This window comes from Shewanella carassii (assembly GCF_019670705.1).
Lineage (GTDB): Bacteria > Pseudomonadota > Gammaproteobacteria > Enterobacterales > Shewanellaceae > Shewanella > Shewanella carassii.
The window spans coordinates 3,408,596-3,430,261 of record NZ_AP024618.1 but is presented as its reverse complement, the minus strand read 5'-3'; the positions used below and the strand labels follow the sequence as shown (position 1 = coordinate 3,430,261).

The following is a 21,666-nucleotide window of genomic DNA, read 5'->3' as shown; positions in this document are numbered from 1 at the left end:
TCAGGGCTGAGCCTCGGCTTTCTGCTGCAGCAACTGTCTGTGTTGCTGCAGCTTGGCTATCTTGTCATCATTGGCGCGTTTGAGCTCATCAAAGTGGGCGTTTATCTTGTCGCGCTGCTCAATAAACGCGGGATCTTCCCGCGCCAGTTTCTGCCAATAGCCTTGCCGTTCCTGCTTTTGTAGCTCACTGGCCCGCAGTATTTCCAGATAGCTGTTTTGTTGTTGCAGCCGATAGATCTCGGCGGCCAAGCGCTGCAATAACTTGTCTTCGGGCAGGCTGTCGTTCTCCAAAAGGGATTGCAGCGGATCAACGCTTTCTCCCTCGGTCGTTTCCGTAGTCACGCCATACTGATATTCAATTCTGTGCTGGGTAAAGGCTTGCGGGCAGGGCTGCTGGCTGAATACCACCTTGTCTTCTTTGATACATTTATAGACGGTAGCGGCTTGAATTTGCCAAGAGAGCAGCAGCGCCGTAAAGAGCCAGAATCTGAGCTGTCCGGGCAACATGGGAACGGGAATCCTTGGGTTACGTATTTAAAACAAGTGTAACCAATATGACTCAAACCTTTATTGAAGACCAGTTTTTGACTAAGGAAATTTTTTTGGCGACCAGGAAAAAGGTCTTTGGAAGAAAGAGGGGGAGGATTCCCCCCTTTTAAAGAAAAGAGATCAGCGTGACAGCGTCATATTGTCTATGAGGCGGGCCTTTCCCAGATAAGCGGCGGCCAGGATCACCAGCGACTTGTCATCGCTGCTCACGGGTTTGAGGCTTGAAGCCTCACGCACTTCCAGATAGTCGGGTTCAAGCCCGGCGGCGCGCAGAAACTCCTTGGCATCGTTGACGGCCTGGTCGATATCCTGCCCCAGTACAATCGCCTCGGCCAGTTTATCCATGGCGGCCTTGAGCTTGGGCGCCCGTGCCTTTTCGGCCTCGGTGAGGTAACCATTGCGCGAACTCAGCGCTAGGCCGGAATCCTCGCGAACAGTTTCTACCCCTATGACCTCAATGGGCAGCGACAGATCGCTCACCATGGTCTTGATCACTTGAAGCTGTTGGTAGTCCTTACGGCCAAACAGGGCGATATCCGGCTGTACTATATTGAATAGCTTGCAGACTATGGTCGCGACCCCGCGAAAATGCCCTGGACGGCTGGCGCCGCAAAGTTCATCGGAGATCCCGGGGACTTCCACAAAGGTCTGGGCGTCCAGCCCCTTGGGGTAGATAAGCTCGGGTGTTGGGGTAAACAGTAGCTCGCAGCCGGCTTCGGTCAGTTTCTGTTGATCGGCGCCCAGAGTGCGGGGATAAGCATCGAGATCCTCATTCTTGCCAAACTGTAATGGGTTGACAAAAATCGAGGCTACCACGTGATCGGCGCGGCGCGCGGCTTCGAGGATTAAACTCACATGTCCCTGGTGCAGATTGCCCATGGTAGGGACAAAGGCAACGGTTTCCCCTTTTTGGCGCCATTCCCGTACCCGGGCACGGATCTCATCTATCTTGGCTGTGGTCAGCATAATCTTGCGAAACTCCCCGGCTCAGTTAAAGGTGTGTTCTTCAGCGGGGAATTGTCCCTGCTGAACTTCGTCGATATAGGCCTTCACGGCCTCACGGATTTCACCTGTCTGCTTAAGGTAGTTTTTGGAAAAGCGTGGGATATAGCCGCTGGAGATCCCGAGTACATCGTGCATCACCAGGATTTGACCATCAGTATCCTTGCCGGCCCCTATGCCGATCACCGGAATTTGCAGCGCGTCGGTTATCTGTTTTGCCAGCGTTGCCGGGATACATTCGAGTACCAGCAGCTGGGCCCCGGCACCTTCCAGCGCCTTGGCCTCATCCAGGATCCGTTGGGCGTTGTCGGCATCGCGGCCTTGCACCTTGAAACCACCAAAAACGTGCACCGATTGTGGTGTCAGTCCCAAGTGAGCACAGACGGGAATGCCGCGCTCGGTCAACATGGAAACCGTTTCCAGCAACCATTGGCCACCTTCAATCTTGACCATGTTGGCACCGGCCTGCATCAGCTTGGTGGCATTGGTCATCGCCTGTTCGGGGGTGGCGTAGCTCATGAAGGGCAGATCGGCCATCAACAGACAGCGACTGATGCCACGGCGAACACAACGGGTGTGGTAGGCCATCTCCTCGACACTGACCGGCAAGGTATCGTCGTGACCTTGCAGAACCATTCCCAATGAGTCTCCTACCAGCAGGACGTCTACGCCTTCGCTGTCAAAAGCGGCGGCAAAACTGGCGTCATAAGCGGTCAGAGCGGTAAATTTTCTGCCTTCCTGCTTGAACTTGCGCAGGGTAGCTGTGGTTATTTTGGACATAATGCTCTTCTTATTAACCGAGTGAAGTGGTGTTATATGCCATGCGGAGTGGGACTGCAACGATCCGGCTCAGGTTCTCAGCCTGAGGGATGGATCAATTGCAGCGATTGACGCATGGCATTAGTGATCAGTGTGGCTATGCCGGTGCCGCAGGGCAGCACCAGTGAAGGATTGAGCTCTTCCAGTGGAATGAGGACAAACTCGCGGCTCTTGATGCCGTAGTGCGGCACTGTGAGCCTTGGAGTCTGTATCTGCTGATCGCCGTAGAGCAGCAGGTCCAGATCCAGGGTTCTGGGGCCCCAGCGCACTAAACGTTGCCTCCCTTGTTGCAGTTCGATTTCCTGCAAGGCGTCAAGGAGTTCCAGCGGTGCCAGTTCGGTCTCGAAATAGGCCACCGCGTTGACATAGTCAGGCTGGGGAATATCGCCCATGGGAACCGAGCGATAGTAAGATGAAACGCGAAAGCTGTTTTGCTGCGCCAGCTGTTGCAGCGCCAGACAAGCACTATCAAGCTGGCGCTCGGGAGAGTCCAGGTTAGCGCCTAGCGCCACATAGACTCCGATCATCTTACTCGGCCGCCTGTGGTTTTTCACTTGGGCGACGTGGCTTGCGGCGTCGGCGCTGATTGGCGTTACGGTTGCGGCTTCCGCTTGTTTTGTTACCGCTGCGTACCAGTTGCTGCCTCTTATCGTCATCAGACTCGACAAACTGTTGCCACCAACTGGCCTGCTTGGCCAGATTGCCGCCTTCGGCATTGGCCCTGAGCAGCAAGAGATCGTAGGCGGCGCGGAACTTGGGATGTTCCATCAGCTTAAAGGCGCGGCCGCCTTGAGAGCGTTCAAAACGCATCTGTAACTGCCAGATATCCCGGGCCGGGGTACTGAAGCGACGGGGAATGCTCACCGAGCGGCACTGCTGCTCGAGTACATCGCCCATGGCGGCAAAGAAGGCATCATAGGGGCTGAGACCGCTTTCCAGAGCGATATCCTGGGCGCGGTTTTGCAGCGGATACCAAAGGAGTGCGGCATAGAAGAAGGCCGGAGTCACAGGCTTGTCTTCACCAACGCGCACATCTGTGTTGTGCATCATTTCGCTCAGCAGTCTGCCGGCAGGACCCTTGGGGTCGTCCCGCAGCAGGCTTTCTACCAGAGGGAATATCGGTGCAAACAGTTGATATTCGCGCATCATCTGATAGTTGTTCAGTGCCTTACCGGCGAAGAACAGCTTGAGTACTTCTTCGTACATACGCGCCGCCGGAATATCTTTAAGCAGCGGAGCCAGGTTCTTGATCGGGGCCGCAGTGCGTTTTTCGATGGACATCCCAAGCTTGGTGGCAAAGCGCACGGCCCGCAGCATACGCACCGGGTCTTCCCGATAACGGGTCTCGGGATCGCCAATCAGTCGCAGGGTTCTGGCCTTAAGATCATGAATACCGCCGCCATAGCTGCGAATGGAGTAGTCGGCAATATTGTAATAGAGGGCGTTGACGGTAAAGTCGCGGCGCTCGGCGTCTTCGTCTATGTCGCCATAAACATTGTCGCGCAGCAGTCGTCCGGCCGAATTGACCTTGGAAATCTTCTCTTCGCTGTTGCCGTGGTGGCCGCGGAAGGTAGCCACTTCGATAACATCCCGGCCAAAGACGATATGGGCCAGGCGGAAACGACGACCAACCAGTCGGCAGTTGCGAAACAGCTTCTTGATCTCTTCCGGAGTGGCATTGGTGACCACGTCAAAGTCTTTCGGCTCCAGTCCCAGTAGCAGATCGCGTACGCCGCCACCGACCAGATAGGCGTTAAAGCCAGACTTATGCAGGCGATACAAAACCTTGAGCGCATTCTCGCTAATCTGTCTGCGGGAAATGCTGTGGCCATCGCGCGGGATAACCTCCAGGCTTAAACCTGTGTCTGTGTTGTCTTCTTGTTGAGCCTTGGCTGTCTGACTGTCGTCAAACAACTGCTTACAAAACTGACTGATACGGCGAAAAATGGGACACCTCGGAACGTTAACGCAAAATAAGGGTTAAAAACTGGCGGCTATGATATACCAAATAGCGGGCGATGAGTATATCAGCGGCCGATGAGGATCTCTGTCTGTTTGGGAATGCTGTCTGGATCAAACTGAGCCACCGCCTGGGACAACATCTGAGTCACATCGGCTTGGGGCGTGACAGCCGCCTGGCCGAGAAACTCGAGTGCCGCCAGCAGCGCCGGCTGTGGATGGCGTTTATCCACCGGCGTGGCATGGTTCTGCTTGGATAGCTTGAGTCCTGCCTGGGTGCTGGCCAGCGGCAGATGAAAAAAACTCGGTTCCTGAAACCCGAATTGCCGAAACAGACTTATTTGTCGGCAACTGGCTTCCAAGAGATCGGCGCCGCGGACGATTTCTGTGATGCCCTGAAAGGCATCGTCCAGCACTACCGCCAGTTGATAGGCGTACAGACCATCGCTGCGCTTGATAATAAAGTCTTCTGCGGCGAAGGCCGGGTCGACACAGACTTCACCCAAATGACCATCAGTAAACTGAGCCACCGCCAGTTGGTTGTGAATACGAATGGCGCCTTGTTTGAGTTGCAACTCCCGGCAGCGGCCGTCGTAAACGCCACCTCTTTGCTGGATCTGCTTGCGGGTGCACTGGCAATAGTAGGCCTGATTGGATTCCAGTAAGGCATCAATATGTTGCTGATAGTCTTGCAGGCGTCGGCTTTGGTACAGCACTTCGCCATCCCAGTGTAAGCCGAAGGCTTCCAGTGTGCGCATGATGTCATCGGCTGCGCCGCTGACTTCTCTTGGTGGGTCGATATCTTCTATTCGCAGCAACCACAGCCCTTGCTTTGAGCGGGCGCGTAGATAACTGCCGAGGGCGGCAACAAGAGAGCCAAAATGCAAAGAGCCTGAAGGCGAGGGGGCGAAACGGCCTATGTAGGAAGTGGTGTTCATTAAGGGCTGAGTAACAAAAAAATCGCGGGGCCAGTTTAACACTAGGCCCCGCGCTGTGGCAGATTAGATTAACCTGCCATCTGCTTTTCTTTGATCTCTGCTAGCGTTTTGCAGTCGATACACAGATCGGCTGTTGGTCTGGCTTCCAGACGACGGATGCCGATTTCAACGCCACAGGATTCGCAGAAACCGAAGTCATCTTCTTCAATTTTCTGCAGTGTCTTTTCGATCTTTTTGATCAATTTGCGTTCGCGATCGCGGGCGCGCAGTTCGAGGCTGAACTCTTCTTCCTGGGCGGCACGGTCGACCGGATCCGGAAAGTTTGCAGCTTCATCCTGCATATGAGTGAGAGTACGGTCCACCTCTTGACGCAACTGATTCCGCCAGGCTTCAAGAATGGTCTTGAAGTGGCTCAGTTGTTGCGGGTTCATATACTCCTCACCGGGTTTTTCCTGGTAAGGATCTACACCAGCGATAGCGAGTACACCAAGTTTTTTAGTGCCTTCAGGCATAACGCATCTCCTGTTTCCATTTGCGTCGTAGGGCATTCTTATGAACGGCCGCTATCTATATCAGAATCTCTCTACCTAGGCAAATATTTCGATTTACTTATTGTTAATTATTTGAATATGTCTGCTAAACCCGATTAAATCAACTTTTTATCACTTTTGAGTGTCGCGCTAACGGACAAATTTGAGCCGAGACTCCACCCTGAAGCCTTGAGGTGAAAGGCTTGTAGCATAGGCCAGCACTTCGACCCCGGCCTCTATGGCTTCGTTCAATAAATCGGCATATTTTGAGTCGATATGGCGGGCCGCTGATACGGTTTTTATGCCGGTATGTTGCACTAAAAACACCAATACCCCTCGTTGGCCACTTTTGACCACGGACAGCAGTTCCCGCAAGTGTTTTTGACCGCGGCTGGTGACGGCATCGGGAAAGTAACCACGCCCCGCTTCCAAGAGTGTGGTGTTCTTCACTTCGATATAGCAATCGGCCTCGGCCCCTTCGCTGAGAAAGATATCGATACGGCTGTTTTCATCCCCGTATTTCACTTCCCGCTTGAGGTTTTGGTATCCCTGTAGTTCCTTGATGACACCCGTTTGGATCCCTTCCTCTACCAGAGCATTGGCCCGGCCAGTGTTGACTCCAATCAGGTCGCCTCCAGGGGTTTGCATCAGTTCCCAGGTGTGGGCGTACTTACGCTTGGGATTGTCAGAAAAGGAGAACCAAACCCGCTCCCCTGGGAACTGGCAGTTCTTCATTGAACCCGTATTGGGGCAGTGCAGAGTAATCTCAGTGCCATCATCCAGCCTGACATCGGCCAGAAAGCGTTTATACCTTTGGATCAAAATGCCGGATTGCAGTGGTGGGATAAACTCCATCCCCATCTCCCTGAAGTGACTGAAAACTCCAAAGCCTAGCAGGCTTTACAGTTGGCAACAATTCTCATTCGGCGCGGGGCTTCAAGTGCCGGGCTGGAATGCAGTACACTGGACGCAATTGTGGCGCCTAGCGTTCACTACATATAAAAGAAGAAGGAATCGAAATGAGTCAATCCATGAAGATAGCGCTGACCCATGAGGCCCCAGCGGCCCATTGGGGCAAGGCCGATGTAACCTACAATGCTGAGCAGGCTCAGATCCATCTGCAGGGAAACGATGCCCTGCGACAAATTCAGATGGCTGCCCGCAAGCTGCGTAACCAGGGGATCAATCAGGTGTCTTTGGTGGGAGAGGGGTGGGACCTTAACAGTCAGTGGGCCTTTGCCCAGGGCTTTGTCACTGCCAAAGGCGGTCATGAGATCCAGTGGGCCGGTGATGAGGCGCTCAAGGGCGCGCTGACCAGCAGGGCTTACAGCGCATCGTTTGCCCGCAGTCTTATTAATGAAACCCCGGAAAATCTGCCACCTCTGAAACTGGCGCAGCAGGCGGCCAGTTGGCTGGCCGAGCTCGGCGGTGACAAGGTCAGCTACCGGATAGTTGAAGGGGAAGCCTTGCTGCAGGAGCAGTGGATCGGCATTCATGCGGTTGGCCGCGGCAGCGAAAGGCCACCTGCGTTGCTGGAACTGGACTTCAACCCTCTGGGGGAAGATGCTCCTGTGTCCGTCGCGCTGGTAGGCAAGGGGATTACCTTTGACTCGGGCGGTTACAGCATCAAGGCTTCCGAAGGCATGCTGGGCATGAAGGCCGATATGGGCGGCGCGGCAACGGTTACTGCGGCGTTGGGGCTGGCGATTCAGAACGGTCTCGACAAGCGGGTCAAACTCTATCTCTGCTGCGCCGAGAACCTGATAAGTGGTCGTGCCTATAAGCTGGGAGACATACTGACCTACAAGAACGGCACCACGGTTGAAGTGGTCAATACCGACGCCGAGGGACGCTTGGTGCTGGCCGATGGCCTGCAGGCCGCCTGCGCCAGTGGTGCGACTCGGGTTATCGATGCCGCCACTCTGACCGGCGCCGCCGTGATGGCCGTTGGTCGCAACTATAACGCCATTTTCTCCCCCAGCCAGCCACTGCTGGCGTTGACGCAGCAAAAGGCGGCTCTAGTGGCCGAAAATGTTTGGCCTTTACCTCTGGAGCCTTGGCATAAAGAGATGTGTCCTTCTGCCTATGCCGATACCGCCAACAGCCGCCCGGTAAAAGGTGGCGGCGCCGGAGGCGCTTCCAATGCCGCCGGTTTCCTGTGGCGTTTTGTCAATGAAGGTGTCGATTGGCTGCATATCGATCTGGCCGCCGCATTTGAAGACAATGCTTCGGCCCTTTGGGCTGCAGGCGCCACGACTCACGGTATGTTGACCATAGCCGAACTGTTGGCGGACTGAGTCATAGGGAATTAACGCCCAAACCAAGCCGCCCACTGGGCGGCTTTTTAATGTCTGTGTATCGCTATTTTTCAACCAAGGAAAGTGCAGGATGAAGTTACGCAAGGCCAGAATGGAAGACGCGCAAGCTGCCTGGGATATCCGCAATCTGGCTATTCAAGCCGGTTGCCGGGGATTTTACGCAGATGAAGAGCTCAGAATTTGGACCCAAGGCGAGATGCCCTCTGTCTTTATCACCATGGTGGAGAGAGACTTTTATCTCATCGAACATCAGGGAAAAATACTGGCGACCGGCATGCTGGATAACGACCGAATTGAAGCCCTGTTCGTGCATCCACAAGCCATGGGTCAAGGGCTCGGGCGTGACTTACTCGCTCATCTCGAGTCTTTGGCGCGTGAAAGAGGCGTGACTGCGCTTACGCTGGAGTCTACCCTCAATGCCGCCGACTTCTATCGTAACTGTGGCTTTTGCGGTGAGGGGATAAGCCAATATCACTCCCCAAGAGGCATAGTGCTCGACTGCGTGGTGATGCACAAGGCGCTTAAGTGATTCAGTCGCTTAACGGCCAGCTGGCCAATATCCGGTACTCGACGCCGGTCGGAGTACTCAAAGACTCGTAGAGTTGCAGCTCGCTTGGCGTTAAATCGAGCGTTGGAACATCTTCGAGTTTCGGTAGGTTGCCGGCCCTTCGCATCAAGGTGATATGGGGCCGGTAATCATATTCGCTGCTATGCAACCCCAGGGCGGCCGCCAGTTGTTGCGCCGCCCCGGCGAGCGCCATTAACGCCGGATCTTCGGCTATCCCGGCCAGGCAGAGTATTTTCGGCCCGGGCCAGAAGCAGAGATGCTCGAGCCGCACCCGAAAGCGTTTCAAGGGCAAGCCGGGAATGGCGGCGAGTAAATCCTCGAGCTGTTCTGCCGTCACCTGGCCGAGAAACGCCAGGGTGAGATGCAGATTGGCCTCAGTCACTTTCTTGAGACCTGGGGCTGACGGTTCATCAGCTTGTTCACAAGCTTGCTGCAACTTCAGCAAGCTCGCTCTTTCTGCCGCGGTTGGCGCGAATCCCAGAAATAGTCTTTTAGGCGTAATTGCGTTCATTTCCCCTTCCCGGTTAGGAGCTTGACCTATACTATGGCTTATATCATCTTGCAGCCAAGTTGGCTCATTCTGCGAGAATGAAAGTGCAGTGGTAACAGACGGATTCTTCAGTTCAGGAACAGTCGTAAGGAAATGACCTCACTATGCCCGCGAGTCTTGCCAATCAATTGCAACATGCCCTGGTGGATGTCTTCAGCGATTCGCCGCTGATCACCCTGGAGCAGAATGTTGATCGCGCCCTGGAGATCATCACCCGGCAACTGGACTGTGACGGCGTGTTTGTGCTGGCGGCCGGTAAGGCACCGGGGCGACTCAAGACCCGCAACCTCTATCTCAAACCCCAATTCAATACTCAGCAAGCCGCTCGTGAGTGGGGGTTGGGGAACATGCCCTTTTTTCGCAATCTGTTACGCCACCCCAAACTCTTGACCTTGGACAGTATTGAGGAGCTTCCCAAGGAAGCTCAGGAAGAGAAACGTTTCCTACGCCAGTGGCAGGTGCGTAGCCTGCTGGTGTTGCCACCACTGCATCTGGGGGATACCCATATCGCCGTTGGCGCCCTGCAATGCGGCGGCGAAAAGCGCTGGCGAGAGGACTTTGTCAATGAGCTTAGCCATGCGGCCGCCATGATAGGCTCGGCGATGGAGCTGACCCGAATCGCCTTGGCGCTGCTGGCCAGTGAGCGCAAGTATCAGGAGCTATTCCAACAGTTACCCCTGGCTTGCGGGCAGCTGGACAGTAGCAACCAACTGACCATGATGAACCGGATAGCCAAGCAGACCTTGGTGGCCAGTGACAGCCAGGATCTGCTGGCGTTGGTGCGTGAGGATGACAAGGGCATTTTGCTCGATACCCTGGCCGTGGTACGCGATGGAGTATTGAATCAGGCCTGGTGTGAGGTTGGTTTTCTGCATGGACAGGAGCTCTCCTGGCAAAAACTCAGTTTCAGCCGCAGTAAGGCTGATAAGCGTACTTTGGTGCTGATGGCCGAAGATGTTAGTGAGCGCCACAGATTGGCCAGTGAGCTGTCATTTCACGCCAATTATGATGCACTGACCGGCCTGCCCAATCGGGCGCATTTCGAAGCCCTGTTGGCCAAGGTGTTGACTGAAGAGCGAGATTCGCCCGTGTGTATTGCCTTTGTGGATCTGGATCAGTTTCGGGTGATCAACAATGTCAGCGGTCATATCGCGGGTGACAGGCTCTTGTGTCAGGTGGCGCAGCGGCTCAAGCAGTTGGTGCGCAAGGGGGATGTGGTGGCCAGGCTCGGCGGCGATGAGTTCGGGATCCTGATGCATTTTTGCAACCCAGAGTCGGCCAAACATATTGCTGAGCGTATCTGTCAGCAGCTGTTTAATCATGAATTCAACTGGGAAAACCGCAAACACGGGGTCTCGGCCAGCATAGGCATAGCCCTGTTGGAACCATTGGCGCAGGACATCTATACCGTCATGGGCCAGGCCGATGCCGCTTGCCGGCTGGCCAAGGAGCAGGGGCGCAATGGCTGGTTACTCTACGACAGCAGCGATCCCCGCCTCAAGCGGCTCTACAGCGAAATGACCGCCTCGGTCGATGTCCTGGGAGCCCTGGCCAACGACAAATTTGAGCTCTATTTCCAGGAGATCCGCCCGCTGGAAGCCACAGATAGCGGTATGCACCTGGAGATCTTGCTGCGTATGTATCAGGAGGAGGGAGAGATGTTGTCACCGGCAATTTTTTTGCCGGCGGCTGAACGTTATAACCTGGCATCCAGAGTGGATCGCTGGGTGATAGATCATCTGCTGCTTTGGGGCAATCGGCATCTTGAGTTGTGGCAATCCCTGTCTTTGGTGTCGCTGAACCTTTCTGCGTCCTCGCTCGAGGATGAGGAGTTTATGGACTGGCTTGAGATGCGTCTGCTGGCCGAGCCGGAGTTGGTCGATAAGCTGTGTATCGAAATCACCGAAACGTCGGTACTCAGCCAGCTCGAGCAGGCTCATAGGTTGATTGAACTGCTCAAGCCTTTGGGTTGTAAGCTGGCGATGGATGACTTTGGCGCCGGTTTTTCCTCTTTTGCCTACCTGAAACAGTTGGCGGTGGATTATGTGAAGATTGACGGCCAGTTTGTGGTCAATCTCTGTGAAGACAAGGCGGATCAGGCGATTATTGCCGCCATGTGTCAGTTGGGGAAGCAGATGGCGTTTCAAACTATTGCCGAGTTTGTGGAAACCGAGGCCATAGTGGCGAAACTGCGGGAGCTAGGAGTGGATTATGCTCAAGGTTACGCCATAGGTAAACCCAGGCCCTTATTGGCGCTGAGCGAGCCAATCCGTTAGGTTAGCCACAGCGGCGGAAACTGGTTACACTGAGCGCCTGTTTTTGTAAGCCATGCCCTGAATCTTGAACGACTTACCCATTCAATCCCTGTTGCCTCAACTGCGCCAAACCTTGGCCACTTGTCAGCAAGTTATCCTCGAAGCACCTACCGGAGCCGGTAAATCCACCGCGCTGCCCTTGGCACTGCTCGACTGGCCGGAAATCGATGGCAAGATCCTCATGCTGGAGCCCAGACGGGTGGCGGCGCGGGCCATCGCTGGCTTTTTGGCGCGCCAAAGAGGGCAGGCGCTGGGGCAAGAGGTGGGGTTCAGGGTTCGTGGTGAGAGTCAGGTCAGCGGCAACACCCGACTCGAGATCATCACCGAGGGGGTGCTGACCCGCATGATCCAGCAGGACCCTGAGCTCAAGGGCGTTGCCATGATCATTTTCGATGAGATCCATGAGCGCCATCTGAGCACAGATCTCGGTCTGGCGCTGGCACTGGAAGTGCAGGCCTCATTGCGGGACGATTTGCACTTGTTGGCCATGTCGGCAACCCTCGAAGGCTTGCCGTTACAAACCTTGATGCCGGATGCCAAGCTGCTTGCCAGTGAGGGCCGCAGTTACCCTGTGACTATCGCCTACAGCGCCGCTTCGGCGCAGAGGCGCAGCGGCTCGGGTTCCGGCACTGGCATGGCGCCTTGGCTTGAACACATGGGGCGGCAGCTGTTGGCGCTGCTGGACCCTCAGCAAGCCAGCGCTTTGGGGGTTAGCGAAGCGCAGCAACAGGGTTCGATTCTCGCCTTCCTGCCGGGACAAGGGGAAATTCAGCGCCTCAAGCACTATCTGCAATCCCGAGTTGCGGCCAATGTGCGCATTTGTCCTCTCTATGGTTCACTGAGTGCCAAAGAGCAGGATGCGGCGATTGCCCCAGCCAATGCCGGTGAGCGTAAGCTGGTGCTGTCCACCAACCTGGCGGAATCCAGTTTGACCATAGAGGGGATTACTCTGGTGGTGGACAGTGGTTACAAGCGCCAGGCCAGTTTCAACCCCCGCAGCGGCGTGACCCGTTTGGGACTCAAGCGTATCAGCCAGGCATCGGCCACTCAAAGAGCCGGGCGGGCTGGGCGCACCAGTGCGGGTTTCTGCTTAAGGCTTTGGGGCCAGGAGGAGCACGGCCGCTTGCCGCAGGCGGATGAACCGGAAATCTTGCATGCCGACTTGCTCTCCATGGCCCTGGATGCGGCCTGCTGGGGTGTGCGCAGCCTCAGTGACTTGCCTTTACTGACGCCACCGGCCAGAGCCAATGAGGCGGTGGCCTGGCAGCTGTTGCAGTCGCTGCAATTGGTAGACCCGCAACGTAAGCTTACTGCCCATGGCCGCGCGGCCTATGCACTGGGGGCGCAGCCGCGGCTGGCGCACATGCTGCTCCGGGCGCAGAGTTTGGGGCAGGGGCGCGGCGAGCCTGAGCTCGCCGGTCTGGCTTGTCTGCTGGCTGCCTTATTGGAGGCCAGAAGCCTTGCGGGCAACGGCGCCGACATCATGGATAAACTTTCTCAGGCCACTCAAGGCCTTGAAGCCAGACAAGTCGGCAACTGGCTCAGACGCTTAGGACTTAATGGCAAGGCGGCGGATTTTCTGAAATTGGCGAATCGTGCCGATTGCGCCCTGTTGTTGGCGCTGGCATTTCCTGACAGGATAGCCAAGGCAAGAGGCGTCGAGGGTTACCAGTTGGCCAATGGCAGCGGCGTGGTGCTCGATGCCGGTGACAGCCTCAGCGGCTGCGAGTTTCTGGTGGTGGCCGACTATCAGGAAACCGAGGGCCGCAGCGCCGGCCGCATCTATCTGGCGGCCGAATTACCGGCGGGATTGCTGGAAAATGAGCTGGCTTTTCTCTGTACTTGGCAACAGCAGGCGGGCTGGGATGAGTCCAAGGGACGTTTCTTTGCCGAGCGCCAACTGCGTCTGGGGGAGATAGTGCTCAAGCGGGAGGCCGAGAAAGAGGCGGATCCCAAGCTGAGGGCTCAGGCGATTATGGCGCTGCTGCGCAGCAAGGGCTTGGCGCTGCTCAATATGGATGAGGATGTCAGGCAGCTCCAGTTCAGGCTGGCACTGGCAAGATCCAAAGATCCGAGCCTATTTCCGGACAGCAGCGATCCGGCGCTGCTGGATTCTCTCGAGGAGTGGTTGGAGCCGTTTTTGAGCGATATCAAGCAGCTAAAGGGATTAATGGCATTGGATATCAAGCAGCTGCTGCTCAATCGCCTCGAGTGGCAGGCGCAGCAGACACTGAATGAATGGCTGCCGAGTCATTGGAAAATGGCCACGGGCACCCGGGCACCGATCCGCTATGATGCCGGCGGGCGGGCGCTGCTGAGTGTGCGTCTGCAGGAAGCGCTGGGCATGGCCGAAAGCCCGCGGCTACTGCAAGGGGAGCTGACCGTAACCATGGAACTCTTGTCTCCGGCGCAGCGCCCTTTGGCGCTGACGGCCGATCTGGCCAGTTTTTGGCAAGGGCCCTATGTCGAAGTGAAAAAAGAGATGCGTGGGCGCTACCCTAAACACCTGTGGCCCGACGATCCGGCCAATACTTTGCCGACCAAGTTCACTAAGAAAAAGACCTTGAATATCCAGCAGTAAATTTTGGGATAAGCATGACCATCAAGAAAAGTACCACGAAAAAAAGTACCAGAAAAACCAGCCGCAAGAGCAAACCGGCGCGGCAAAGCCCCGGGCTATGGCGCAGGTTATGGTCGATAACCTGGAAGCTGGCCCTTATTCTGGTAGCGGCGTTGACCATCTATTGTATCTACCTGGATCAGATCATCGCCCGTAAGTTCGAAGGGCAGAAGTGGCACCTGCCTGCGCAGGTGTTCAGTCGCTCCATGGCGCTCTATCCCGGGGCGGCGGTGAGCCACGCCCAGTTGATGGCCGAACTTAAACTGCTGGGCTATCGCAAGGTGGCCAATCCGCGTCAGGTGGGCGAGTTTTCTGCCTCCAGTACCCGAATCGAGCTGTGGCGCCGCCCCTTCCTGCATCCTGAGGGAAGCCAGGCAGAGCAGCGGGTGATGATAAGTTTCGACTCCAACGGCGTCACTTCGGTGGCGCGCATGAGCGACAAACGCCAACTGGCGGTGTTTCATCTCGAACCTGTGCTGCTGGACAGGATCATCGCCGGCGATGGTGAGGACAGGCTATTTGTGCCGACAGAGCAGATCCCCGAACACATAGTCGAAGCGCTTATTTTGGTGGAAGACCGCAGCTTCTATGAGCACCACGGGGTGAATCCCTTTGCCATCGCCCGCGCCCTGCTGGTCAATATCAGTGCCGGTCGCACGGTACAGGGCGGCTCGACCCTGACCCAGCAGCTGGCGAAGAACTTCTTCCTCTCCAGCGAGCGCTCCTTGATCCGTAAGGCCAGGGAGGCCTTGATGGCGCTGATTATCGATTTTCGTTACAGCAAGGATGAAATTCTCGAGGCCTATCTCAATGAGGTCTACATGGGACAGGACAAGTCCAGAGCCGTGCATGGCATGGGGCTGGCATCGCAATTCTATTTTGGCCGCCCCGTAGGAGAGCTGACCCTGGCGCAGCAAGCCTTCCTGGTCGCCGCCATCAAGGGGCCATCTTACTACAACCCCTGGCGCTATCCTGATAGGGCTCAGGAGCGGCGCGATCTGGTGCTTAGGCTCTTGATGGAAGGCAACAAAATTTCTGTCGACCAATATAAGGCGGCAGCGGAGTCGCCGCTGGGATTAAGGCGCTCTGACAAACCTGTGCATCAGAAACTGCCGGCCTTCTTTGCAGTGGTTAAACAGGAACTCAAGGATCGCTATGGTGCGGCGCTGCTGAAGCAGTCCGGCGTCAAGGTCTATACCACCTTGGATCCCATGGCGCAGGAAGCTGCCGAAAACGCCGTTGAGCGAACCCTGAAGGAGCTTGGCAAGAAAGATAAAGAGTTGCAGGTGGGCATGGTAGTGACCGACAAGTACAGCGCCGGGATCGCCGCCATGGTGGGCGATAAGGTGCCGGGCTACGAGGGTTTCAACCGGGCGGTGGAAATTCGCCGTCCCATAGGTTCACTGGTCAAGCCGTTTGTTTATGCCACGGCGCTGGCACAGGGCAGTAAGTTCAATCTCGCCAGCCCCCTCAAAGATGAGGCCATTACCCTCAAGAATGAGCAGGGCAAGACTTGGTCGCCCCAGAATGTGGATCGCAAGTTCCGTGGCCAGGTGCCACTGTTGACGGCGTTCAAGAAGTCGATGAATGTGCCGACCGTGAATTTGGGCATGATGGTAGGCGTCGATGCCGTGGCCGCGACGTTAAAAGAGGCCGGTTGGAATGAGGCTGTACCGGCTTATCCTTCCATGTTGCTCGGCGCCGTGAACGGTTCCCCTTTGATGGTGGCGCAGGTATATCAGACCCTGGCGGACGGCGGGCGTTATCGTCAGCTCAATGCGGTGACTGCCGTGCTGAACAGCGACAACCAGCCTCTGCCTGCGGCCAGTATGCCACGCCATGAGGCGATAACGCCGGCGGCCAACTATCTGGTGCAGTACGCCATGACCAAGGTGGTGGAGTCCGGCACGGCTTCGCGCCTGGGGGCGGCCTTCCCCGGCGTGATGCTGGCGGGCAAGACGGGCACCAGCAATGACCGCCGCGATTCCTGGTTTGCCGGATTTGACGAGCGTAACGTTGCCGCCGTTTGGGTTGGCCGAGATGACAACGGCAAGACCCAGCTCTATGGCAGCAGTGGTGCGATGACGGTTTATCAACGTTTCCTCGCCGAGCGGCCGCCGCTGGGGTTGAGATTGCCGCCGGTCAACGGCGTGGTGCAGGGCTATTTCGACCGGGATAGCGGCGCGGCGAAACAAGCAGATTGCCGTAATGTGGTGGCGGTACCTGCGCTGGCCGATAGTTATCATCCGGCGCCCAACTGTGGTGAACCTCTGCCTTGGTGGAAGCGGATCCTCGGTGGTTAACCGTGTAGAGGCTAATAGACACTAGATAGCAAAAAGGCCACCACGAGGTGGCCTTTGACTTGTTTGAGAATATAGCGCTTTATCGCTATACCGTCAGATTTCAGCGGCGACGTCTGGTAACGGCGGCGACACCGGCGAAGGCCAGGAACAACCAACCCAGGCTGCCACCTTCATCTTTCTTGGCATCTTTTTCGGTAGCCAGGAAGTTTATCAGGTCGGTCAGTTCACCTAGGGTGCGTATTTGATCCAGATTAACCATATATTTGTCGTTCACCACGAAGCTTGGCACACTCTGAACACCAAATTCATTCTGTTGTGTACGCCACAGGGCGATGACATCATTGATTTTCTTGCTGTCGGCCAAGGTATCATACTGACTGATATCGACACCGTTGGCGGCAAACAGCTGCTTGATATCGTCGCGGCTGTTGATGGCGGAGGTATGCTTGTGTCCAGGAGCGGAATGGTCATGGCCGTGAGCCCCTTCCTCGCCCTGAATGGCGGCAAACATGGGGTGAGTCAGCTTGTCGGCTACGCCCAGCTCTTGCATGATGGCCAGAGATTTCATCACCTCGGTGCCGAGATCGCTGTTCATAAAGTCGACATGCTTATTGTCAAAATTAACATCTTTTTTGAGACCGGCCTTGATATCTGCCAGGTACTGGGTCTCCATGTTAAAACAGCTGTGACAGTAAAAAGAGAAAAACTCGGTGAGTTTAGGCTCTTCACTACCATTCTTGGCTATCTGGGTATAGTGTTGACCTTCGATAAAGTCGGCGGCATTGGCGGCCAGCGGGATCAGGGTAAGTGCCATTGCGGCAACCAGTGGCTTGAGCAAAATAATCTCCTCAGAGTTGACCGGGCGCAGCGCCCTTTGTTGTCAGGTTAGTGTGACTGGCTTAATTATGACTTAAGCGACGGTGCCTTTGGCGGCCATTTCTGTGAGCGAGGCTAAGCTTTGACGGTTTGCCTGATTATTCAACCTCGCAGGGCTTGCCAGGCCTCGCAGATCTGTCTGAACTTGGCGGCATCACCGCCTTGTCTATCCGGGTGCCACTTTAGCGCCAGTTTACGCCATTGGCGGCGGATCTCCTTGTCGCTGGCATCGGCTTCCAGCTCCAATACCCGTAGCGCCTCTCGTTGGGCAAAACGGCCGGGACGCACGCCAATATAATCCTGATAACTGTTCCAGAAGGATTCCAGCATCTCACGGACAACATTGACGCAGGTGTCATAGTTGTTCCAGTCGAGGTAGTAGTCCCTGAGCGCTGAATCGTCTTGTTGCAGTTGCAGCACATTTGCCGGAGGGATCCGCAGCAATATGATATCCATGGCCTGTACCTGTAGCCATTGGCCAGGCAACAGTATGTGTTGTAGTTCATAGAGGGCATTCATCAGCAGGAAGTTGCGTTTGAACAGATCTTTCTCTGGCAGAGGATCCAAGTCGTGCATCAGTCCCTGTTGCTGCAACTCGGTAGCGAGATGATGTACCTTCCAGGAGCGGTTGCTGCGTTTGAGTAAGCTGAGCAGTGGCCAGATAAGTGGGTTGTCGCCCTTGAGTCGGGTCGGCTTGACCCCTGTAGTCTCTGGCTGGGCCAGTGTGGGTTTGGCAAGCAGCATAGTGGGACATTCATCCTGACCTAATAATGAAAACTACTATGCCACAGGTGGCTGTGGGCGCAAGGTGAAAAATAATAGAACCCGGCGGAGTGCCGGGTTCTGAAAGGGGGAATATAAACTCGTTCCTCGTTAGATCTTGGTAAAGAGCTCTTCTTGAGGCAGGCGAGACTTAGGCAGCTTGGCGTTGAAGTCTGATTCGTCATGGTAGCCGAGGGCAACCACTACGCTGGCGGTGAAGCCTTGCTCTCTGAGGCCCAACACCTGGTTGAGCTTAGTGGCATCGAAGCCTTCGATAGGGGTGGCATCTATGTCCAATACGCTGGCGCCCAGCAACAGAGTACCCAGCGCCAGATAGGTTTGTTTCTCCATCCAGTGCTGCAGATCCTTGAGTTCGAATCTGTGCATATTGGTGAAGAAAGAGCGGCCGTTATGTTGGCCTTGTTTGGCGTTTTCATCGGCGAAGCGGCCATCGGCATCTTCCTGCTCCAGCAGACGCAGCAGATGGGCTTCATCCATGTTGTTGCGGGTGCAGAGTACTACCACGTGGGAAGCGTTGAGGATCTTTGGCGTGTTAAAGCCATAGTCTGCGGTAGACTCGGCGATTTTGGCTTTGCCTTCATCTGTTGCGGCCAGTACAAAGTGCCATGGCTGGGAGTTCACCGAGGAGGGGCTGAACTGCAACAGGCTCTGCAGATCGTCAATTTTATCCTGGGGGATCTTCTTGTTGGGATCAAAAGCCTTGGTGGTATAACGCTTTTTGGCAAGGTAGGTCAGATCTGTCATGTCGCTGCTCCGGACAAATGAGGCTGAAATGCTTCTGGCATTCTACGATCTCTGTTGCGCTTTACAACAGGGTTTCAGTCTCTTGGTTTAATCGACTTTTATTTGCACTTTTATATGGCCAAAAATTGCATTTGCAGGTGGCATTGGTTAATCTATGGTCAGGTTTATGGCGGAGCAGCAAAGATGAATACCCTAGAGAAAGCCAATGCCTCCGAGGTGTTATTCAAGGCATTTTCCAATGCTTGCCGAGAGTTACAACTTACCCAGGCCGAGGCCAGTCGCATCATAGGCGTTAATCCCAGCACCTTGAGCCGTAACAGCGGCAAGGGGTTTAAACCCGACTCCAAGCAGGGGGAGTTGCAGTTGCAACTTATCCGTCTGTATCGTTCGCTGTATGCCATGGCGGGGGGAGAAAAAGCCTTTATGCGTCACTGGCTCAATAGCCCCAACAAGGCGCTGAATGGGACGCCAAAGGCTCTGTTGCAAACCGTGGTTGGCCTGGTGAGTGTTAACCAATATCTGGATGCGATGCGAGGCAAGGTTTGACAGACCATAGTCGATGAAAGGAGACAACCAACTGAAAATGGATTTTAGCGCGTTAGAGCCACAGGACTTTTTCCCTCGCCCCTACCTTGGCCGTGGTTATCGCCTGGTTGAATCTCAAGAAGAAGCCGCCACTCTGAGTCTGGTGGATGATTTTGACGAACAGATGCTGCTCGAATCCCTGCTCGATGAGGTTAAACCGCCTTACCGGAGCGGGACAGAGCATTTACATTATCTGCTCAAGACCCCGTTTCGTTACCCGCCGCTGCGCCATGGCTCGCGCTTTGGCAGTATCACTATGGAAAGCTTCTTTTATGCCAGTGAGTCCTGGCAGACCTGCTTGGCCGAAGTCGCCTATTATCGTTTTGTCTTTATGGCCGACATGCTGGAGCCTTATCTGGAGCCACTGCGCTCTGAGCATATGCTGTTCTCTGTGAATATTGATGCCCGCAATTGTGCCGATCTGACACTATTGCAGCGGCAGGAAGTGCAGCAGCAACTGACTCACAAGTCGAACTATGCCTATACCCAAGCATTGGGGGCCTGGTTGTTGCAGCAGCAGGCGCAGATGATCCGCTACACTTCGGCCAGAGCTGAAGAGGGCGTTAACCTGGCGCTGCACGATCCTCTGGTGTTGCAATCAACCGAGCCGCAGGAGTGTGAATACTGGATCTGCCAAAGCTCGGCCGACAAGGTGGCTTTCAGTCGTCGTAATAGTCGCAGCATGCCATTGACCTGGTTTTTAAAAGACTTTTTGCGGGACGGACAGTTGCCGCGTCCCGCCTGAGAGTGAGCCAGATATAGCTGATTGACGCTTGAGGACTGGTGTCAACTCGGAAGGCATATGCCTCTAACGCAGCACCTTAGCAAGGAAACCTTGAGTGCGGGGGTTTTGCGGCGCATTGAAAATCTGCTCCGGTGTGCCCGCTTCCTGGATCACCCCTTCATCCATGAAGATCACCCTGTCAGACACCTCGCGGGCAAACCCCATTTCGTGAGTGACTATCACCATGGTCATGCCGTCGCGAGCCAAGGATTGCATCACATCCAGTACATCGCCGACCATTTCCGGATCCAGCGCCGAGGTGGGTTCGTCAAACAGCATCAGCTCCGGAGACATGGTCAGGGCTCTGGCAATGGCCACCCTCTGTTTCTGGCCGCCGGACAGACTGGATGGATAGGCATCTTTCTTGTCTGCCAGGCCAACCTTAGCCAGCAGCCCCAAAGCCTTGGCTTCGGCCTCGGCTTGAGTCATCAACCCCAGCTTGACCGGTGCCAGCGTTAGGTTGGCCAACACTGTCTTGTGGGGAAACAGGTTGAAGTGCTGGAATACCATGCCCACTTTCTGTCTGAGCTTATCGACACAGGCACCAGGCGCCGTTATCGATTCACCGGCTATCCGTATGTCGCCTTCGGTAGGTTGTTCCAAAAGATTGATACAACGCAGAAAAGTACTCTTGCCACTACCACTTGGGCCTATGATACTGACTACTTCGCCTTTGGCGATATGCTGATCTATGCCCTTGAGTACTTCCAGTTTGCCGTAGGACTTATGCAGGTTGGTTATCTCAATCACTTTGTTTCAGCCTCGCTTCAAACTTACCCAACAGCCAGGTGAAGCTGTAGGTCAATAACAGATAGATCAGGGCACAAGTCAATAGTGGCACCACATCTTCAAAGGTCCGGCTGCGGATGATTTCACCGGCACGCATCAGATCCACGCCACCGATAAAGCCGATGACCGCGGTTTCCTTTAACAGCACTATAAATTCGTTGCCGAGCGCCGGTAGGATATTCTTGATAGCCTGCGGCAATACCACCTCACGCATGGTCAGTGAATGGCTCATCCCCAGAGAGCGGGCGGCCTCGGCCTGGCCCTTGTCGACCGCCTGGATACCGGCGCGGATGATCTCACTGATGTAGGCGCCGCTGTTGAGACCGAAGGCGATGATGGCGGCGGTTACCTTGTCGACATCCATAGCGGCCAACACGATAAAGTAGAGGATCACCAGTTGCACTACTACAGGAGTACCACGGATCACCCCGACATACAGCTTGGCTGGCCAGCGTAGATACCAACGCTCGGACATGCCCATCAAGGTGGTGAGCACCCCGAGAATGGCACCGAGGATCATGGCGAAGAAGGTCACAGTCAAGGTGACCTTGAGGCCGCTTAGGATCAGCAAGATGCCGATCATGCCATCTTCCCCTATGGGGGTGAACAGCGAAGAGATTATTGCATCCATCTA

The 21,666-nt window shown here is 55.4% G+C and carries 21 protein-coding genes; 7 read left to right on the top strand and 14 right to left on the bottom strand.

Annotated features, from left to right (window positions below; translation table 11 throughout):
- The 8 genes from K5621_RS15580 to sfsA form a co-directional block, all read right to left on the bottom strand.
- The gene (locus K5621_RS15580; protein ID WP_221049693.1) at window positions 1-507 is read right to left on the bottom strand and encodes a DUF4124 domain-containing protein; all 507 of its coding nucleotides are present in this window, start codon (window positions 505-507) and stop codon (window positions 1-3) included.
- Window positions 508-669: 162 nt separating this feature from the next.
- Window positions 670-1,515: a pantoate--beta-alanine ligase gene (gene panC, locus K5621_RS15575; protein WP_221049692.1), complete on the bottom strand. Its 846-nt coding sequence runs from the start codon at window positions 1,513-1,515 to the stop codon at window positions 670-672.
- A gap of 21 nt (window positions 1,516-1,536) precedes the next feature.
- Window positions 1,537-2,331 carry a 3-methyl-2-oxobutanoate hydroxymethyltransferase gene (gene panB / locus K5621_RS15570; RefSeq protein ID WP_221049691.1) on the bottom strand — a complete coding sequence of 265 codons (795 nt, stop codon included), beginning with the start codon at window positions 2,329-2,331 and terminating at the stop codon, window positions 1,537-1,539.
- 77 nt (window positions 2,332-2,408) lie between these two features.
- A complete protein-coding gene (gene folK, locus K5621_RS15565) occupies window positions 2,409-2,897 on the bottom strand; it encodes a 2-amino-4-hydroxy-6-hydroxymethyldihydropteridine diphosphokinase (protein WP_221049690.1) in 489 nt (162 codons plus the stop codon).
- Between the two features lies 1 nt (window position 2,898).
- Window positions 2,899-4,284, bottom strand: a complete 1,386-nt coding sequence (gene pcnB / locus K5621_RS15560; RefSeq protein ID WP_229672014.1) for a polynucleotide adenylyltransferase PcnB — start codon at window positions 4,282-4,284, stop codon at window positions 2,899-2,901.
- Between the two features lie 113 nt (window positions 4,285-4,397).
- Complete coding sequence (gluQRS, locus tag K5621_RS15555; RefSeq protein WP_221049689.1) at window positions 4,398-5,267, bottom strand: tRNA glutamyl-Q(34) synthetase GluQRS; 870 nt, start codon at window positions 5,265-5,267, stop codon at window positions 4,398-4,400.
- A gap of 68 nt (window positions 5,268-5,335) precedes the next feature.
- Window positions 5,336-5,779, bottom strand: coding sequence for an RNA polymerase-binding protein DksA (gene dksA / locus K5621_RS15550; protein WP_100142164.1), 444 nt, complete (start codon window positions 5,777-5,779; stop codon window positions 5,336-5,338).
- Window positions 5,780-5,947: 168 nt separating this feature from the next.
- Window positions 5,948-6,652: a DNA/RNA nuclease SfsA gene (gene sfsA, locus K5621_RS15545; RefSeq protein ID WP_100142163.1), complete on the bottom strand. Its 705-nt coding sequence runs from the start codon at window positions 6,650-6,652 to the stop codon at window positions 5,948-5,950.
- Window positions 6,653-6,816: 164 nt separating this feature from the next.
- Here sfsA and pepB point away from each other — a divergent pair, with 164 nt between their 5' ends.
- Entirely contained in the window at window positions 6,817-8,094 is a 1,278-nt protein-coding gene (gene pepB, locus K5621_RS15540) for an aminopeptidase PepB (RefSeq protein ID WP_100142162.1), read from the top strand.
- A 91-nt stretch (window positions 8,095-8,185) separates the two neighbouring features.
- Window positions 8,186-8,644: a GNAT family N-acetyltransferase gene (locus tag K5621_RS15535; protein WP_221049688.1), complete on the top strand. Its 459-nt coding sequence runs from the start codon at window positions 8,186-8,188 to the stop codon at window positions 8,642-8,644.
- A 1-nt stretch (window position 8,645) separates the two neighbouring features.
- Here K5621_RS15535 and thpR read toward each other — a convergent pair whose 3' ends face one another.
- A complete protein-coding gene (thpR, locus tag K5621_RS15530; protein WP_221049687.1) occupies window positions 8,646-9,194 on the bottom strand; it encodes an RNA 2',3'-cyclic phosphodiesterase in 549 nt (182 codons plus the stop codon).
- 143 nt (window positions 9,195-9,337) lie between these two features.
- On the opposite strand from thpR, the gene K5621_RS15525 reads away from it, so the two are divergent.
- From K5621_RS15525 to mrcB, 3 genes are all read left to right on the top strand, one after another.
- Window positions 9,338-11,509, top strand: a complete 2,172-nt coding sequence (locus K5621_RS15525; RefSeq protein WP_221049686.1) for a putative bifunctional diguanylate cyclase/phosphodiesterase — start codon at window positions 9,338-9,340, stop codon at window positions 11,507-11,509.
- 64 nt (window positions 11,510-11,573) lie between these two features.
- A complete protein-coding gene (gene hrpB, locus K5621_RS15520) occupies window positions 11,574-14,129 on the top strand; it encodes an ATP-dependent helicase HrpB (protein ID WP_221049685.1) in 2,556 nt (851 codons plus the stop codon).
- A gap of 14 nt (window positions 14,130-14,143) precedes the next feature.
- On the top strand, window positions 14,144-16,471 hold the full coding sequence (gene mrcB / locus K5621_RS15515) for a penicillin-binding protein 1B (RefSeq protein ID WP_221049684.1): 2,328 nt from the start codon (window positions 14,144-14,146) through the stop codon (window positions 16,469-16,471).
- A gap of 100 nt (window positions 16,472-16,571) precedes the next feature.
- Here mrcB and K5621_RS15510 read toward each other — a convergent pair whose 3' ends face one another.
- The 3 genes from K5621_RS15510 to nfsB all read right to left on the bottom strand — a co-directional run bounded on the left by K5621_RS15510 (window position 16,572) and on the right by nfsB (window position 18,874).
- Window positions 16,572-17,309, bottom strand: coding sequence for a DsbA family protein (locus K5621_RS15510; RefSeq protein ID WP_100142156.1), 738 nt, complete (start codon window positions 17,307-17,309; stop codon window positions 16,572-16,574).
- A gap of 140 nt (window positions 17,310-17,449) precedes the next feature.
- Window positions 17,450-18,091: a DNA-J related domain-containing protein gene (locus K5621_RS15505; RefSeq protein WP_100142155.1), complete on the bottom strand. Its 642-nt coding sequence runs from the start codon at window positions 18,089-18,091 to the stop codon at window positions 17,450-17,452.
- Window positions 18,092-18,220: 129 nt separating this feature from the next.
- Entirely contained in the window at window positions 18,221-18,874 is a 654-nt protein-coding gene (gene nfsB / locus K5621_RS15500) for an oxygen-insensitive NAD(P)H nitroreductase (RefSeq protein ID WP_221049683.1), read from the bottom strand.
- A gap of 183 nt (window positions 18,875-19,057) precedes the next feature.
- On the opposite strand from nfsB, the gene K5621_RS15495 reads away from it, so the two are divergent.
- Both K5621_RS15495 and K5621_RS15490 read left to right on the top strand, forming a co-directional pair.
- Window positions 19,058-19,420, top strand: coding sequence for an MbcA/ParS/Xre antitoxin family protein (locus K5621_RS15495; protein WP_100142153.1), 363 nt, complete (start codon window positions 19,058-19,060; stop codon window positions 19,418-19,420).
- A gap of 37 nt (window positions 19,421-19,457) precedes the next feature.
- Complete coding sequence (locus K5621_RS15490) at window positions 19,458-20,204, top strand: RES family NAD+ phosphorylase (RefSeq protein ID WP_221049682.1); 747 nt, start codon at window positions 19,458-19,460, stop codon at window positions 20,202-20,204.
- 63 nt (window positions 20,205-20,267) lie between these two features.
- Here K5621_RS15490 and K5621_RS15485 read toward each other — a convergent pair whose 3' ends face one another.
- Both K5621_RS15485 and K5621_RS15480 read right to left on the bottom strand, forming a co-directional pair.
- Window positions 20,268-20,993: an amino acid ABC transporter ATP-binding protein gene (locus K5621_RS15485; RefSeq protein ID WP_100142151.1), complete on the bottom strand. Its 726-nt coding sequence runs from the start codon at window positions 20,991-20,993 to the stop codon at window positions 20,268-20,270.
- On the bottom strand, window positions 20,986-21,663 hold the full coding sequence (locus K5621_RS15480; RefSeq protein WP_044733837.1) for an amino acid ABC transporter permease: 678 nt from the start codon (window positions 21,661-21,663) through the stop codon (window positions 20,986-20,988). The genes K5621_RS15485 and K5621_RS15480 overlap by 8 nt, the downstream gene beginning before the upstream one ends.
- Window positions 21,664-21,666 lie beyond the last annotated feature (3 nt).